Source organism: Agrobacterium larrymoorei (genome assembly GCF_013322225.1).
Taxonomy (GTDB): Bacteria; Pseudomonadota; Alphaproteobacteria; order Rhizobiales; family Rhizobiaceae; genus Agrobacterium; species Agrobacterium larrymoorei_A.
The window spans coordinates 163611-179161 of the sequence record NZ_JAAMFB010000010.1 but is presented as its reverse complement, the minus strand read 5'-3'; the positions used below and the strand labels follow the sequence as shown (position 1 = coordinate 179161).

The 15551-nt window shown below is 56.3% G+C and carries 15 protein-coding genes, 3 tRNA genes and 1 pseudogene; 3 read left to right on the top strand and 16 right to left on the bottom strand.

Annotation, left to right across the window (positions count from 1 at the left end):
- Positions 1-7: 7 nt before the first annotated feature.
- The 15 genes and pseudogenes from nuoK to G6L28_RS05640 all read right to left on the bottom strand — a co-directional run bounded on the left by nuoK (position 8) and on the right by G6L28_RS05640 (position 11129).
- The gene (gene nuoK, locus G6L28_RS05710) at positions 8-316 is read right to left on the bottom strand and encodes an NADH-quinone oxidoreductase subunit NuoK (protein WP_174062820.1); all 309 of its coding nucleotides are present in this window, start codon (positions 314-316) and stop codon (positions 8-10) included.
- A 29-nt stretch (positions 317-345) separates the two neighbouring features.
- Positions 346-960 (bottom strand): NADH-quinone oxidoreductase subunit J, encoded by a 615-nt coding sequence (locus tag G6L28_RS05705; protein ID WP_027672982.1) that lies wholly within the window; start codon positions 958-960, stop codon positions 346-348.
- 137 nt (positions 961-1097) lie between these two features.
- The gene (gene nuoI, locus G6L28_RS05700) at positions 1098-1589 is read right to left on the bottom strand and encodes an NADH-quinone oxidoreductase subunit NuoI (protein WP_003502385.1); all 492 of its coding nucleotides are present in this window, start codon (positions 1587-1589) and stop codon (positions 1098-1100) included.
- Positions 1590-1625: 36 nt separating this feature from the next.
- Entirely contained in the window at positions 1626-2669 is a 1044-nt protein-coding gene (nuoH, locus tag G6L28_RS05695; protein ID WP_174062819.1) for an NADH-quinone oxidoreductase subunit NuoH, read from the bottom strand.
- 12 nt (positions 2670-2681) lie between these two features.
- Positions 2682-4763 carry an NADH-quinone oxidoreductase subunit NuoG gene (nuoG, locus tag G6L28_RS05690; protein ID WP_174062818.1) on the bottom strand — a complete coding sequence of 694 codons (2082 nt, stop codon included), beginning with the start codon at positions 4761-4763 and terminating at the stop codon, positions 2682-2684.
- A gap of 158 nt (positions 4764-4921) precedes the next feature.
- Positions 4922-6226, bottom strand: a complete 1305-nt coding sequence (gene nuoF / locus G6L28_RS05685) for an NADH-quinone oxidoreductase subunit NuoF (RefSeq protein ID WP_174062817.1) — start codon at positions 6224-6226, stop codon at positions 4922-4924.
- Between the two features lie 26 nt (positions 6227-6252).
- Positions 6253-7050, bottom strand: a pseudogene (nuoE, locus tag G6L28_RS05680) (NADH-quinone oxidoreductase subunit NuoE); the annotation flags it as partial.
- Positions 7051-7066: 16 nt separating this feature from the next.
- Entirely contained in the window at positions 7067-7321 is a 255-nt protein-coding gene (locus G6L28_RS05675; RefSeq protein ID WP_174062816.1) for a hypothetical protein, read from the bottom strand.
- Positions 7321-8511, bottom strand: coding sequence for an NADH-quinone oxidoreductase subunit D (locus G6L28_RS05670; RefSeq protein ID WP_174062815.1), 1191 nt, complete (start codon positions 8509-8511; stop codon positions 7321-7323). Before G6L28_RS05670 ends, G6L28_RS05675 begins: the two co-directional genes overlap by 1 nt.
- A complete protein-coding gene (locus tag G6L28_RS05665) occupies positions 8508-8957 on the bottom strand; it encodes a GFA family protein (protein WP_174062814.1) in 450 nt (149 codons plus the stop codon). Before G6L28_RS05665 ends, G6L28_RS05670 begins: the two co-directional genes overlap by 4 nt.
- Entirely contained in the window at positions 8954-9556 is a 603-nt protein-coding gene (locus tag G6L28_RS05660; RefSeq protein ID WP_174062813.1) for an NADH-quinone oxidoreductase subunit C, read from the bottom strand. Before G6L28_RS05660 ends, G6L28_RS05665 begins: the two co-directional genes overlap by 4 nt.
- Positions 9557-9574: 18 nt before the next feature.
- Positions 9575-10159 (bottom strand): NuoB/complex I 20 kDa subunit family protein, encoded by a 585-nt coding sequence (locus G6L28_RS05655; protein ID WP_174062812.1) that lies wholly within the window; start codon positions 10157-10159, stop codon positions 9575-9577.
- The gene (locus tag G6L28_RS05650; RefSeq protein ID WP_027672972.1) at positions 10150-10515 is read right to left on the bottom strand and encodes an NADH-quinone oxidoreductase subunit A; all 366 of its coding nucleotides are present in this window, start codon (positions 10513-10515) and stop codon (positions 10150-10152) included. Before G6L28_RS05650 ends, G6L28_RS05655 begins: the two co-directional genes overlap by 10 nt.
- A 417-nt stretch (positions 10516-10932) precedes the next feature.
- Positions 10933-11009 (bottom strand) — tRNA-Asp (locus G6L28_RS05645).
- Positions 11010-11052: 43 nt separating this feature from the next.
- Positions 11053-11129: transfer RNA gene (locus G6L28_RS05640), tRNA-Asp, on the bottom strand.
- A gap of 640 nt (positions 11130-11769) precedes the next feature.
- On the opposite strand from G6L28_RS05640, the gene G6L28_RS05635 reads away from it, so the two are divergent.
- Positions 11770-11845 (top strand) — tRNA-Val (locus G6L28_RS05635).
- Positions 11846-12280: 435 nt separating this feature from the next.
- Here the strand turns inward: G6L28_RS05635 and G6L28_RS05630 are convergent.
- Positions 12281-13081 carry an NAD-dependent epimerase/dehydratase family protein gene (locus G6L28_RS05630; RefSeq protein ID WP_174062811.1) on the bottom strand — a complete coding sequence of 267 codons (801 nt, stop codon included), beginning with the start codon at positions 13079-13081 and terminating at the stop codon, positions 12281-12283.
- 292 nt (positions 13082-13373) lie between these two features.
- On the opposite strand from G6L28_RS05630, the gene kdgD reads away from it, so the two are divergent.
- Positions 13374-14279 (top strand): 5-dehydro-4-deoxyglucarate dehydratase, encoded by a 906-nt coding sequence (gene kdgD / locus G6L28_RS05625; RefSeq protein ID WP_174062906.1) that lies wholly within the window; start codon positions 13374-13376, stop codon positions 14277-14279.
- The gene (locus tag G6L28_RS05620) at positions 14276-15412 is read left to right on the top strand and encodes a mandelate racemase/muconate lactonizing enzyme family protein (protein ID WP_174062810.1); all 1137 of its coding nucleotides are present in this window, start codon (positions 14276-14278) and stop codon (positions 15410-15412) included. The genes kdgD and G6L28_RS05620 overlap by 4 nt, the downstream gene beginning before the upstream one ends.
- The last annotated feature ends 139 nt before the right edge of the window (positions 15413-15551 follow it).

The window sequence follows — 15551 nt, the reverse complement described above, 5'->3', positions numbered from 1 at the left end:
AGCCTTATCAGCCCTTCATCATATTGACGTCTTCCACGGCGATCGATCCGCGGTTGCGATAGAAGACTACGAGTATTGCAAGACCGATAGCGGCTTCGGCAGCAGCAACAGTCAGAATGAACAGGGCGAAGACCTGGCCCACGATGTCGTTCAGGTAGGACGAGAACGCAACCATGTTGAGGTTGACCGCCAGAAGGATGAGTTCGATCGACATGAGGATGACGATCACGTTCTTCCGGTTGAGGAAGATACCGAAGATGCCGATCGTGAAGAGGATCGCGCTGACCGTCAGGTAATGGGTAAGACCGATTTCCATATTCTAAATTCCTTGGATCCGTTCGCGCCTCAGATGCCCTGACCCGGCTTGACCTTAACCGTCGTAACGGCGGTCTTCGGATCGCGAGCAACCTGCGTTGAAATATCCTGGCGCTTGATGTCCGTGCGGTGACGCAGCGTCAGCACGATGGCGCCGATCATGGCCACCAGCAGCACGAGACCGGCCAGCTGGAAGAAGTAGACGTAATTCGTATAGAGAACGTCACCCAGCGCCGCGGTATTGGTGCGCTCTGCCGGGTTGGGGATCGGCATGGTGATGGACTTTGCCGCTTGCGGGTTCAGCACGCTGCCACCGATGACGACGATCAGTTCCGCGGCCAGGATCACGCCGATCAACGCGCCCATGGGTGCATATTGCAGCACGCCGGAGCGCAACTCGGCGAAATCGACGTCGAGCATCATCACGACGAAGAGGAACAACACCGCCACAGCGCCGACATAAACGACCAGCAGGATCATGCCGAGGAATTCAGCACCCGTCAGGAGGAAGAGTGCCGCCGCGTTGAAGAAGGTCAGGATCAGGAAAAGAACCGAGTGAACCGGGTTCTTCGATGCGATGACCAGAAACGCAGACGCCACGGCGACGAAAGCGAAAATGTAAAAGAATACAGCGTGCAGACCCATGTTGGTGCCTTTTTGTCCTCACCGGACAAAAGCGGCCTTTGGACCGCCCTGCCCGTTTCGTTCCCGCCAGCGAACGCCGACGGGCATTTTACTCAATATCCTCTCCGGAACGATGCTCCGAAGACACCGACGCGGCCTTAGCGGTAAGGCGCATCGAGAGCGAGGTTGCGAGCGATTTCACGCTCCCAGCGGTCGCCATTGTCGAGAAGCTTCTGCTTGTCGAAATAGAGTTCTTCGCGGGTTTCCGTCGCAAACTCGAAATTCGGGCCTTCGACGATCGCATCCACCGGGCAGGCTTCCTGGCAGAAGCCGCAATAGATGCACTTGACCATGTCGATATCGTAACGAACCGTGCGGCGCGTACCATCGTTGCGGCGCGGGCCAGCTTCGATGGTGATGGCCTGAGCAGGACAGATCGCTTCGCACAGCTTGCAGGCAATGCAGCGTTCTTCGCCGTTCGGGTAGCGACGCAGAGCGTGTTCACCACGGAAGCGCGGGGAAACCGGACCCTTTTCGAAGGGGTAGTTCACCGTTGCCTTCTGTTTGAAGAAGTGGCGCATCGTCAAGAAGATGGCGCCAACGAATTCCTTGAGGAACAGCGAATTGACGGCTTGGGAAAGACTGGCCATCTCAACCTCCAAATCTGCAAGCGAGGACTATAGACATTAAGCGCCTGCCGTCAGCTTGAGTACGAATGCAACTATCACGACCATGGCGAGCGACAGCGGAAGGAAGACCTTCCAGCCGAGACGCATCAGCTGGTCATAGCGGTAACGCGGGACGAATGCCTTCACCAGACCGAACATGAAGAACACCATGACGCCCTTCAGTGCGAACCAGACGATGCCTGGAACCCAGTTCAGGAACCACACATCCACGATTGGCAGCCAGCCGCCAAGGAAGAGAATGGTCGTCAGGCAGCACATCAGAACGATGGCGGCATATTCGCCCAGCATGAACATCATGTACGGGGTGGAGCCATACTCCACCATGTGACCGGCCACAAGTTCCGATTCCGCTTCAGGCAGATCGAAGGGTGGGCGGTTGGTTTCGGCAAGTGCCGAAATGAAGAACACGATGAACATCGGGAAGAGCGGCAGCCAATGCCAGTCAAGGAACGACGCAGGCAGACCGAGAGACGTGCCGATGCCGGAATGCTGGGCATTGACGATATCGGTCAGGTTCAGCGAACCGACGCAAAGCAGAACGGTGACAATGACGAGGCCGATGGACACTTCATAGGACACCATCTGCGCAGCAGAACGAAGCGCGCCGAGGAACGGGTACTTCGAGTTGGAAGCCCAGCCGCCCATGATGATGCCGTATACTTCGAGCGACGAAATCGCGAAGATATAGAGAATGCCGACATTGATGTTAGCGACCACCCAGCCATCCGCAAATGGAATAACGGCATAGGTGGCGAGTGCCAGCGTCACGGCAACCAGCGGCGCCAGAAGGAAGACCGCCTTGTTGGCACCCGACGGAATGACGGGTTCCTTGAGGATGAACTTCAGAAGATCGGCGAAGGACTGGAACAGGCCGAAGGGACCGACGACGTTCGGGCCGCGGCGCAGCTGAACGGCAGCCCAGATCTTGCGGTCTGCCAGAAGCAGGAACGCAATCGCGACCAGAAGTATAACGAGAAGCAGCAGAGACTGGCCGACCATAATCAGCGCTGGCCAGACATAGCTCCAGAAAAATGAGTCCATAATCCCCTACCCTTACTCTGCCGCAGCTTTGAAGTTGTTGCGGGCCAATGCGGAGCATTCGGCCATTACGGCGGACGCTCTCGCAATCGGGTTCGTCAAATAGAAATCCTTAACCGGCGAAGCGAAGCCTGCCTTGTTAAGAGTGCCGGTCTTGCCAGCGAGTGTTTCGATATCCTTGGCACTGCCAACGGCAATCTCATCGGCATTCGCGAAATGCGGATGGGCGATGTAGAGCTGTGCACGCAGGCCGGACAGGCTGTCGAATGGCAGCTTCTTGCCGAGAACGTCGGAAAGCGCACGCAGGATTGCCCAGTCTTCGCGCGCTTCGCCCGGAGCAAAGCCCGCGCGGTTGCCGAACTGCACGCGACCTTCCGTGTTGACCCAGATACCGGACTTTTCGGTATAGGCCGCACCCGGCAGGATCACATCGGCATTCATTGCGCCGTTGTCACCATGCGAACCGATATAGACGGTAAGCTTTGCAGCCTTGGCCGATAGATCGATCTCATCCGCACCGAGCAGGAAGAGCACGTCGGAAGAAGCGACGATGGACGCAGCGTTCGCCGACTTGTCCGCAGGGACGAAGCCAAGATCGAGACCGCCGACGCGCGATGCTGCCGTGTGCAGAACGGAGAAGCCGTTCCACTCTTCGGAGGTAGCACCAACAACACCGGCGAGCTTCGCAGCAGCAGCGAGTACGGCTGCGCCGTCTTCGCGGGCCAAAGCCCCCTGCCCTACGATGATCATCGGGTTCTTGGCGGACTTCAGCTTGTCGAGGAAGCTGCCAGAGCCATTGACCAGATCGGTCAGCGTGTCGGTGCCAGCACCGAGATATTCATAATCGTAACGCAGCTCGCCTGCCTCACCGATCACACCGATCGGGAAGCCGCCACGGCGCCAGCGCTTGCGGATGCGGGCGTTGAGAACAGCCGCTTCGAAGCGTGGGTTGGAGCCGATGATTAGCAGTGCGTCGGCATGTTCGATGCCTTCGATGGTGGCATTGAAGATGTAGCTTGCACGACCGAGCGATGGATCGAGCGCTGCACCATCCTGACGGCAATCGACATTGGTCGAGCCGAGCGATGCGAGCAGCGCCTTCAGCGCGAACATTTCTTCAACGGAAGCGAGATCGCCAGCGATTGCGCCGATCTTCTCGCCGGAAGTCGCTGATACTGCAGCCTTGATCGCGCCGAATGCCTCACCCCATGTTGCGGGCTGAAGGCGGCCATCCTTACGGACATAAGGCTTGTCGAGACGCTGGGTCTTGAGGCCATCCCAGATGAAGCGGCTCTTGTCGGAAATCCACTCTTCATTGATGGCTTCGTTGACGCGCGGCATGACGCGCATGACTTCGCGGCCACGCGTATCGACGCGGATTGCCGAGCCGAGAGCGTCCATAACGTCGATGGTTTCGGTCTTGCCGAGTTCCCACGGACGCGCCGTAAAGGCGAAAGGCTTGGAGGTGAGCGCGCCGACCGGGCACAGGTCAACGACGTTGCCCTGAAGCTCGGAGGTCATGGCCTGCTCGAGATATGTGGTGATTTCGGCATCTTCGCCGCGACCGATCAGGCCGAGCTCGGAAATGCCAGCGACTTCCGTCGTGAAGCGAACGCAGCGCGTGCAGTGAATGCAGCGGTTCATCACCGTCTTGACGAGCGGGCCGATATACTTGTCTTCAACCGCACGCTTGTTTTCAGAGTAGCGAGAACCGGCGATACCGAAGGCCATGGCCTGGTCCTGCAGATCGCATTCGCCGCCCTGGTCGCAAATGGGACAATCGAGCGGGTGGTTGATTAGCAGGAATTCCATCACGCCTTCGCGGGCCTTCTTGACCATCGGCGTGTTGGTGAAAACTTCCGGCAGTTCGCCATTCGGGCCGCCGCGAATATCGCGCACACCCATGGCGCAGGAGGCAGCAGGCTTCGGTGGTCCGCCCTTTACCTCGATGAGACACATACGGCAGTTACCTGCGACCGACAAACGCTCATGAAAACAAAAGCGCGGAACTTCGGCACCAGCCTCCTCGCACGCCTGCAACAGCGTGAAATGATCCGGAACTTCGATCTCTTTACCGTCAACCTTGAGCTTTGTCATGGTTCTGCTTACGTCCTGTTGCCTGTCCGACCCGCTCTTATCACGCGGTTCCTGACAAATCCTGATCACATCCGGCAAAGACTCATATGCCAGATGCTTAAATGATTGCGGGGACGGTTACACCCGTTCCCAGCGCCTCGCAACACCTTGTCCAGCGTTTACTCGGCAGCTTCCAACACAGCGCCATCATCCATGGCCCTGTAGGTATATTGATCGATCCGCTTTTCGATTTCCGGACGGAAATTGCGGATCAGCGCCTGAACTGGCCATGCAGCAGCATCGCCAAGAGCGCAGATGGTGTGACCTTCGATCTGCTTCGTCACTTCAAACAGCATATCGATTTCGCGCTTCTGCGCATTGCCCTTGACCATGCGTTCCAGAACGCGCCACATCCAGCCCGTGCCTTCACGGCAAGGCGTGCACTGGCCGCAGCTCTCGTGCTTGAAGAAAGCAGCGATACGGGCAATGGCCTTGATGACGTCGGTGGACTTGTCCATGACGATCATGCCGCCGGTGCCGAAGGAAGACTTCACTTCGCGCATTCCGTCGAAGTCCATGATGGCGTCCTTCATTTCCTCACCGCGAACGATGGGGCAGGATGCGCCGCCGGGAATTACGCCGAGAAGATTGTCCCAGCCGCCACGAATGCCGCCGCAATGACGCTCGATCAGTTCCTTGAAGGACAGGCCGAGTGCGTCTTCGAAGGTGCACGGACGCTCGACATGGCCGGAGACCATGAACAGCTTGGTGCCGACATTGTTCGGACGACCGATGGACGAGAACCAGGAGGCACCGCGACGCAGGATGGTTGGAGCAACGGCGATGGACTCGACGTTGTTGACCGTGGTCGGGCAGCCATAAAGGCCCATGTTTGCCGGGAATGGAGGCTTGAGGCGCGGCTGGCCCTTCTTGCCTTCCAGGCTTTCGAGAAGTGCCGTTTCCTCGCCACAGATGTAAGCACCTGCGCCGTGGTGAACGTAGATATCGAAATCCCAGCCGTTCTTGTTGTTCTTGCCGAGCAGGCCTGCATCGTAGCACTCGTCGATTGCTGCCTGAAGCGCTTCGCGCTCACGCATATATTCGCCGCGGACATAGATGTAAGCCGTGTGCGCACCCATGGCGAAACCGGCAATAACGCAGCCTTCGATCAGCGTGTGCGGATCGTTGCGCAGGATTTCGCGGTCCTTGCAGGTGCCTGGCTCGGATTCGTCGGCATTGACCACGAGGTAATGCGGACGGCCATCGCTTTCCTTCGGCATGAAGGACCACTTGAGACCTGTCGGGAAGCCAGCGCCGCCACGACCGCGAAGGCCGGAAGCCTTCATCTCGTTGATGATCCAGTCACGACCTTTTTCGATGATCTGCTTGGTGCCGTCCCAGTGGCCGCGCGCGAGATTGCCCTTCAGGGACTGATCCTTGAGGCCGTAGAGATTGGTAAAGATGCGATCTTGATCTTTTAACATGGTTCAACCTCTCACTCTGGCTTCTTGCCGGAGTTTTCCTTCTCGGAAACCTTGACGTTTTCAGCGGCAGCCTTCGGCTCCGTTGCAGGCGTCTTCAGCTTCGGATCGGTCTCTGGCGTATCCGTCTTCGGCTTCGCAGCATTGGAAGGCGGCGTCTGCGCAGCATCTGCTGCAGGCTCTTCCTTTTTGTCGAGATTGGAGCGATCCGGCTTGGTTTCTTCCGTCAGCGTGGTCAAGCCGCCAACCGGAACCGACTGATGGCGGTCGATCTGCGGGCCCGTCTTCACGGTGTCGCCCTTACCTGCTTCGAAAGCATCGATGATCTCTTCCAGACGCTCAGGCGTCAGATCCTCATAGGCATCCTTGAAGATGATGACCATCGGCGCGTTCACGCAGGCACCCTGACATTCCACTTCTTCCCAGGAAAGCGTGCCGCTTTCATTGGTGTGCAGCGGGTCATGGTGGATCTTGTGACGGCAGACATCCATCAGCGCTTCGGAGCCGCGCAGCATGCACGGCGTAGTGCCGCACACCTGAATGTGCGCCTTGGTGCCGACAGGCTTGATCTGGAACTGCGTGTAGAAGGTCGCCACTTCAAGAACACGGATGTAAGCCATGTCCAGCATGTTTGCGATTTTCTCGATGGCGGCGCGGGTGACCCAGCCATCCTGCTCCTGAGCACGCATCAGCAGCGGAATGACCGCGGACTGCTGGCGACCTTCGGGATATTTCTTGATCGTTTTTTCCGCCCACGCAGTGTTCTCCGCGTTAAACGCGAAATCCGCAGGCTGAAACTGATCTTCGGCTAGTCGACGAACGGACATACTTCCTCACGCCTCATCAATTTAACGACTCACACCGCGATCTCGCCACCGTGACGAATTCGCAAGCATAAGCCGCTTTGTCTTTTTGCATGAACACAATGAATTTTCTTCCGTTAGGAACAGAGGTTTTGATCTCATATCCCATAGTCAGAAGCTCTCTGACGGTTGAACTGCCGCCGCTCGACTGAGACGAAACGCCATTTTCCGCCGTTTGGGCGAAAACTGGTCCGGTCGCAACGAGAAAAGCCGATATGGCCAGCGGCAAACGCATCAGCGGTCGACCTCCCCGAACACGATGTCGAGAGAGCCGAGAACAGCGGTGACGTCGGCAAGCTGATGGCCTTTGCAGAGAAAGTCCATGGCAGCCAGATGCGCAAAACCCGGAGCGCGGATCTTACAGCGGTAAGGCTTGTTGGAGCCATCCGCCACAACATAGACGCCGAACTCACCCTTGGGCGCTTCGACTGCCGCGTAAACTTCACCGGCAGGCACGTGATAGCCTTCGGTGTAGAGTTTAAAGTGGTGAATCAGCGCTTCCATCGACCGCTTCATCTCGCCACGCTTGGGCGGAACGACCTTGCCGTCCAGCGATGAAACCGGACCGATACGGTGCTTGCCGGAGAGAAGCTCCACGCATTGCTTCATGATCTTTACCGATTCGCGCATTTCCTGCATGCGGATCAGATAACGGTCATAGCAGTCGCCGTTCTTGCCGACAGGAATGTCGAATTCGAGATCGGAATAGCACTCATAAGGCTGCGCACGGCGAAGGTCCCAGGCAGCGCCCGAACCACGAACCATGACACCGGTGAAGCCCCAGGCGAACGCGTCTTCCAGCGAGACCACGCCGATATCGACGTTCCGCTGCTTGTAGATACGGTTGTTGGTCAAAAGGCCTTCGATATTGTCGAGAACGGTGATGAACGGATCGCACCACTTGCCGATATCATCCACCAGTTCCGGCGGAATGTCCTGATGAACGCCGCCCGGACGGAAATAGGCTGCGTGCATGCGCGCGCCGCAGGCACGCTCATAGAACACCATCAGCTTTTCACGCTCTTCGAAGCCCCAGACCGGCGGCGTCATGGCGCCGACGTCCATGGCCTGCGTCGTAACGTTCATGATGTGAGAAAGGATACGGCCGATTTCCGAGTAGAGAACACGGATCAGCTGACCACGCATCGGGATTTCGAGACCGAGCAGCTTTTCAACCGCAAGCGCGAAAGCATGTTCCTGGTTCATCGGTGCCACGTAATCGAGGCGGTCGAAGTAAGGCACTGCCTGAAGATAGGTCTTGGCCTCAATCAGTTTCTCGGTTCCGCGGTGCAGCAGGCCGATATGCGGGTCCACGCGCTCGACGATTTCACCATCGAGTTCCAGAACCAGACGCAACACGCCGTGCGCGGAAGGGTGTTCCGGGCCGAAGTTGATCGTAAAATTGCGAACGTTATGTTCAGTCATTGCTGTTGCTCCGCCGACGTGATCATGGCGATGAATTCGGGGCCGGTCATAGTGTTGGTGACCTCGGCAAACGAGTAGCTGGTCGGCTTTTCGTCAATGAAAATCTGCGATGCCAGCGTGAAGCTGGACGGATCTTTGAAGACCTGAACGGAAACGACATTGTGCGCCCCATCCTTGGACCGCCATATCATCGTGCTGCCGCAAACCTTGCAGAAGCACCGCTCGCCCCATTCGGATGATTCGTACACACCAAGATGTTCCGTGTCTCCAACGCAGACGTCCAGGCATTCTACTGCGAGGAAGACGCCGCCGGACCAGCGACGGCACATGGAGCAGTGACAAACACCCATCTCCCGGGCACCGATCGTCGCTTCCAGACGAACGGCGCCGCAAAGACATTGTCCCTGCTCTTTTGCCCCTGCTTCGTTGGCATGTAGCTGGTTCATTGCTTGGCCTTTTCGTCGCCGGGCAGAACGTAATCCGTTCCTTCCCAGGGCGAGAGGAAGTCAAAGCTACGGAACTCTTGCTTCAACTCTACCGGCTCGTAAAGAACGCGCTTCTGCACGTCATCGTAACGTACTTCCACGAAACCCGTGAGCGGGAAATCCTTGCGAAGCGGATGGCCTTCGAAACCGTAATCCGTCAGGAGGCGGCGAAGATCCGAATGGCCTTCGAATGGAATGCCATACATGTCCCATGCTTCGCGCTCGAACCACTCCGCACCGTAGAAAACCGAAGTTGCCGACGGAACGCCCTCGTCTTCAGCCACCTGAAGCTTTATGCGAACGCGCAGGTTCTGGCGTGGAGACAGGAGGTGATAGACGACATCGAAGCGCTTTTCGCGCTGAGGCCAGTCAACGCCACAAATGTCGATGATGTTGACGAAACCGCACTGCACATCGTCACGCAGGAAGGTGAGAAGCGCGATGACATTTTCAGGTGTCGTATTCAGCGTCAACTCACCAAAGGCAATTGCCTGTGATACCAGCAAGGAGCCGCGCGCTTCCTGCACATAGGCCGCGAGATCGTTAAGAGCTTCGCTCATTTTGTAAGTCCTCTGCCCTTAACGCTCGATCGTACCGGTACGGCGGATTTTCTTCTGCAGCAGAAGCACGCCATAAAGCAGCGCTTCCGCCGTGGGGGGACAGCCCGGCACGTAGATATCGACAGGCACAACCCGGTCACAGCCACGCACGACGGCGTAGGAATAGTGATAGTAGCCACCGCCATTGGCGCAGGAGCCCATGGAAATCACGTAACGCGGCTCCGGCATCTGGTCATAGACCTTGCGAAGCGCTGGTGCCATCTTGTTGGTCAGCGTGCCGGCAACGATCATCACGTCGGACTGGCGCGGCGAGGCGCGCGGAGCAACGCCGAAGCGCTCCATGTCGTAACGCGGACCGGAAGCCTGCATCAGGCCTTCAACGGCGCAGCAGGCCAGACCGAACTGCATCCACATCAGCGAGCCGGTGCGCGCCCAGGTGATCAGCTCGTCGGTAGAGGTAACGAGAAAGCCCTTATCGGCCAGCTCGTCATTGATTTCCGTGAAATACGCATCGTCACTGCCAACGGGCTTGCCGGTCGACGGATCGATAATACCCTTGGGCTTTTGCGCAACAAGCGTAGCGTCGTTTTGAACTATGCCCATTCCAGCGCTCCCTTCTTCCATTCATAGATGAAGCCGATGGTGAGAACAGCGAGAAACACCATCATGGACCAGAAGCCGAACCAGCCGAGCTCACCGAAGGACACAGCCCACGGGAACAGGAAGGCGACTTCAAGATCGAAAATAATGAAGAGAATCGACACGAGATAGAATCGAATGTCGAACTTCATACGAGCGTCATCGAAAGCATTGAATCCGCACTCGAAGGCGGAAAGCTTCTCGGGATCCGGGTTCTTGTAAGCAACAGCGAAAGGCGCGATCAACAGCGCCAGGCCGATGACAAGGGCGATACCGATGAAAATTGCGATCGGAATGTAGGAACTGAGGAGTTCAGTCATTGTCTCTTCCCTGCCCGACCGAGCGTCGGGCACCCTTTGGAACGTTTTTCCGCAGGATCGAATTATGTTGCAACGCCGCAGTGGTTAGCGCAGCCACGCCGTCTCTGCAAGAGTTTAAGCACCATTTCAAGCCGATCCCGCCAAGGATTGACCATTATAATGACACACAGCCTGCAATAGTGCATGGCGAAATCGTGCTAAATGTTTAAAAAATATCGACTATTGGCTGACAAATCGAGCCTTCGAAAAGTCACATAATTTTGTGCGTCGAACGAAGCATTTTCACGACAATCTCGAACCTGAAAACATGATTTTTGAAGACAAGAAACAGAGCAAAATTAAGCGCCCACACGCTTGAGACTGCATGACGATTTTAGGGTTCTAAATGGAGAGATTTCAATTCTTCAAAAGAAGAAATGGCGCGAGTGACGGGGCTCGAACCCGCGACCTCCGGCGTGACAGGCCGGCACTCTAACCGACTGAGCTACACCCGCGCATAACGAACGCTTCGCGTTCGCAGAATTTCCGAGGACAGGATGGCGCGAGTGACGGGGCTCGAACCCGCGACCTCCGGCGTGACAGGCCGGCACTCTAACCAACTGAGCTACACCCGCATCTCCTGACAGTGGAGCGCTGAGCCCCGCTGCACGAACCGCCTCGGCAGTTCGTTGAGCGGCTAACTAAGGCGTTCGCGTTGGGGTGTCAAGCAGCTTTCACGACAAAAGAATAAGCTTGCGCATTTTGCGTTTGCCCGAACGCGCAGAGTGCCGGTTTTCCGGCACTTCTCCTTTTAAAAATTTTTTACGCACGATGAATTCGATTACCAACGGCAGTCGGATCGAACTTTCGAAACGAGGCTCGGATCGTATTTTGTGACTCGCTTCATTGGTCAATTCCACGAATGACGTCATGCCATCATGACACGGTATGCGCCCTTACTCATCCACATCATGAAAACGGATGTATTCGCATAGACTGCGCCTGCACGTGGTCATCCACCACCCCTTTCCGTCCATACTCACGCGCGCCGTGAAGAAGGCCTGTGGAAATCCAAACCGGCAGCGCGAGCATCTCAAAGAACGGAATCACCTTATTTTCCAGAGCTTCCCAGCCACGCGAAACAAAAACCGCGAGCCGGTCTGTGAATGAAAATTCAAAAAAATCAAAAAAACTTCGCAAAGCCTCTTGCGGTTCTGATCCGATCCGAATAGATCACAGCCACCGACGCGGCGGACACGATCCGCAAGACGCGAAGGGCGATTAGCTCAGTTGGTAGAGCGCCTCGTTTACACCGAGGATGTCGGGAGTTCGAGTCTCTCATCGCCCACCATTTCCCCTTGAAAAATTCGCATGACAATTTACTAGGGTGCCGTCCAATGCCACGTCAGCGCGCTTTGCGTTTTGAAGGGCGTCAATTCCCGCCCTCTGCAAAAGAGCTAAAATTCAGCAAAGTAACAAAACGTTAAGGCTGGATGCTGGCTTGGCTCATAAGCTGTGCTTTTTTGGCACGAATACTATCCGTTCGACCTATAATTTATGCCAGGTGAGATTCAATATTTCTAAATAACTTTTAGCGCATAATCACCCCGTCGTCCTCATGATGAGGGCGCGAGTTAATGGGATGATCCATGTCTGTAAATTCTCTTGTCACGCTCGCACTTATTGCGCTGCCAATTTACCTCTTTTTCCGTTGGGTCCAATACGACTCGGAAAAGCAGGACAGGCCGAAATAAATTCAGCCCAATCCGCTATCCATCGCCTCATATCACTGATCCGCTGGATGACCGTAGGTGGTAAAAACACCGCCTTGGTAGATGACCGCCGGATCCTTCGGGTCTTCCCTACCCGCCTGCGCAAGTACCTCGGCGCGCCACTTCGCCGAGTTATCCTTCGGCTTCCAGCCGAGGAACGCAGTATTGCTGTTATCCCACCAGCTTTCGTCATTGTTTGAAGCGCCGTAAACAACGGCGTGACCGAGCCTTGGCGCTTCAAAGCCGCGAGCACAGAGAGATGCGAAATCGTTAACGCTTAGCCACGTCGCCAGCATGCGAGTCGTGCTGGGTTTAGGTGTGCAGGAGCCGATACGCACCGAAAGCGTTTCCTGTCCGAACTTGTCGAAATAGAAGCTCGCCAGATTTTCACCAAAGCATTTCGAGACGCCGTAGAGAGAATCAGGACGGACTTGAGAGTTGCTGTTCAGCTTCTCGTCCCGACGATGATAGCCGATGGCGTGATTTGAACTCGCAAAAACAATGCGTGGCTGACCATTATGCCGTGCGGCTTCATAAAGATTGTAAACGCCTTCGATATTGCCCTTTAAAATTAGTTCGAAGGGCCTTTCGACGGAAATTCCGCCCAGATGGATAATGCCATCCACACCGGACACCGCAGCATCGACTTCAGCACGGTTTGAAAGTTCGCATTTCACAAAGGTTTCATGTGCTGCGAGATCAGTGATTTCCGCGAGATCCGACAGCACGACTCGTTCCGCCATATCCTTCAATAGCGGGCGAATAGCCCTCCCAACACCGCCTGCGGCGCCGGTCAACAATAAGGTTTTGAGCATTTTTCCTCCACGAATATTGGCGGTACGTACGAGCGCATCCAGCTTGTGGTCATACCTAAATGAAAACGTTATCTTATGTGTACTCTTACGAGTCACTGGTTATCAAGGCCTGTCCATGTGATTAAAGGCGTACTTTCAATGGTGCTCGGCGAGCTGCGGTGTCTGTGAGCCGACGTCCCTCGCTAAAAATCTCACACAAACATCACCAACTTGTATTATAAGTTCTTGACGAAGATAATATCTCGCATATTATCCGCCTCAGCTAACAATTGGAGACACGAAATTCATGGCTATGGACCCACAGGAACTCAAGGTCGCACTTGGCGCAGGCCTTCTTTCTTTTCCCGTTACCCCATTCGACAAGAACGGCGAATTCAACGAAAAGCCGTACCACGACCACGTCAGCTGGCTGTCGGGATTTGACGCAACGGTGCTTTTTGCCGCTGGCGGCACGGGTGAATTCTTCTCGCTCGCACCAGAGGAAGTGGGCACGGTCGTCGCAGCAGCAAAGGCATCTGCAGGCTCCACGCCAATCGTTTCCGGTTGCGGCTACGGCACCAAGATAGCCATCCAAATTGCTCAGAGCGCTGAAAAAGCCGGTGCCGATGGCATTCTGCTTTTGCCTCATTATCTGATGGATGCATCGCAGGCCGGTCTTTACGCGCACATCAAGGCGGTTTGTGATTCTGTTTCGATCGGCGTCATGGTCTATAACCGCGACAACTCCATCCTCACAGCTGAAACGCTTCAGAAGCTTTGCGACAGCTGCCCTAACCTCGTCGGTTTCAAGGATGGCTCCGGCGATATCGGCCTTGTTCGCAAGATCACCGCTACCATCGGCGACCGCCTGACTTATCTTGGCGGCATGCCGACGGCAGAACTCTTTGCTGATGCCTATCTCGGCGCTGGCGTTACGACCTATTCCTCGGCAGTCTTCAACTTCGTGCCTGCCCTTGCGCAAAAGTTCTACAAGGCTCTGCGCGCTGGCGACACGGCAACCACGAACCAGATTCTCATCGACTTCTTCTATCCGTTCATGGAAATTCGTAACCGTTCGAAGGGTTATGCGGTTTCGGCGGTTAAGGCAGGCGTTCGCCTCGTCGGGTTTGACGCAGGCCCAGTTCGCGCTCCGCTGACTGACCTGACCGATGAAGAACTCGGCATGATGGAAAAGCTGATTGGACCTTACAAGCCATGAAGATAGAGGCGGTTCGCACGCATCTGCTTGATTACAAGCTGGGCCACGCCTTTGAAAGCGCATCCATGCGTTTCGACCGGCGCATCCATTGCCTGGTCGAAATCATTTGCGACGATGGAACCGTGGGCTGGGGCGAATGCCTCGGCCCGGCAAAACCAAATGCCGCAGTTGTGGCCGCCTACACCCCTCATCTGATCGGTAAAAATCCGCTCGATATCGAAATCATTTGGCACCAGCTCTATAACCTACTGCGTGACCAGGGACAGCGCGGCTTGACCGTGACGGCATTGAGCGGGATCGACATCGCGCTGTGGGATATCAAGGGCAAGCGGTTCGGCACTTCGGTGTCCCGCCTGCTCGGCGGCCGGTTCCGCGAAAGCGTAAAGGCCTATGCCACCGGCTCCTTCCGCAAGGATGGGGTCGATGCGGTTTCCGATGTGGCGGCAGAAGTTGCTGGCTACGCGAAACAGGGTTTTCACGCAGTCAAGATCAAGATCGGCTTTGATGTCGCGGAAGACATCGCCGTCATTCGTGCTGCGCGTGAGACTGTTGGACCGGACGTTCGCATCATGATCGATGCGAATCACGGTTACGACGCTCTCGAAGCCATCGAAGTCGGCAAGGCGCTTGCGCCGCTCGGCATCGACTGGTTTGAAGAGCCAGTGGTGCCGGAACAGCTCGACGCCTATCGCGCAGTTCGCGCTGGTCAGCCCATTCCGGTCGCCGGTGGCGAAACCTGGCATGGTCGCTATGGTATGCGCTCGCCGCTGGAAAGCCGGGCTGTGGATATCCTTCAGCCTGACCTTGCAGGTACCGGCGGCTTCTCTGAGACCAAGCGTATCGCTGACCTTGCCACGCTTTACGGCGTGCGCGTAGTTCCGCATGTCTGGGGCACGGGCGTTGCCATTGCTGCTGCCTTGCAGTTCATGGCTTACCTTCCGCCAGACCCGGCGCGCCGCAATCCGCGCCCGCCGATCCTGGAATTCGACCGGACCGAGAACCCTTATCGGCAGGCTGTACTCACCAGCCCTCTCGATCATGTGGATGGTGTGGTGCAAATACCGGATGGTCCAGGGCTTGGTATCGAAGTCAATCGGGCTGCGCTGGAAAAATATGCCTTGAAAGACGACTGAGTTGATCATCAGGAAGTGAAAAAGCCGGGTGCGATGCGCCCGGCTTTTTTGTTTGTTATTTACGATCTCCCGTCACCCTCGCCCCTGTGGCGAGGATCTACCATCGTTGCAACGGCCGTGCCGTCGCAGATGCTCAGGA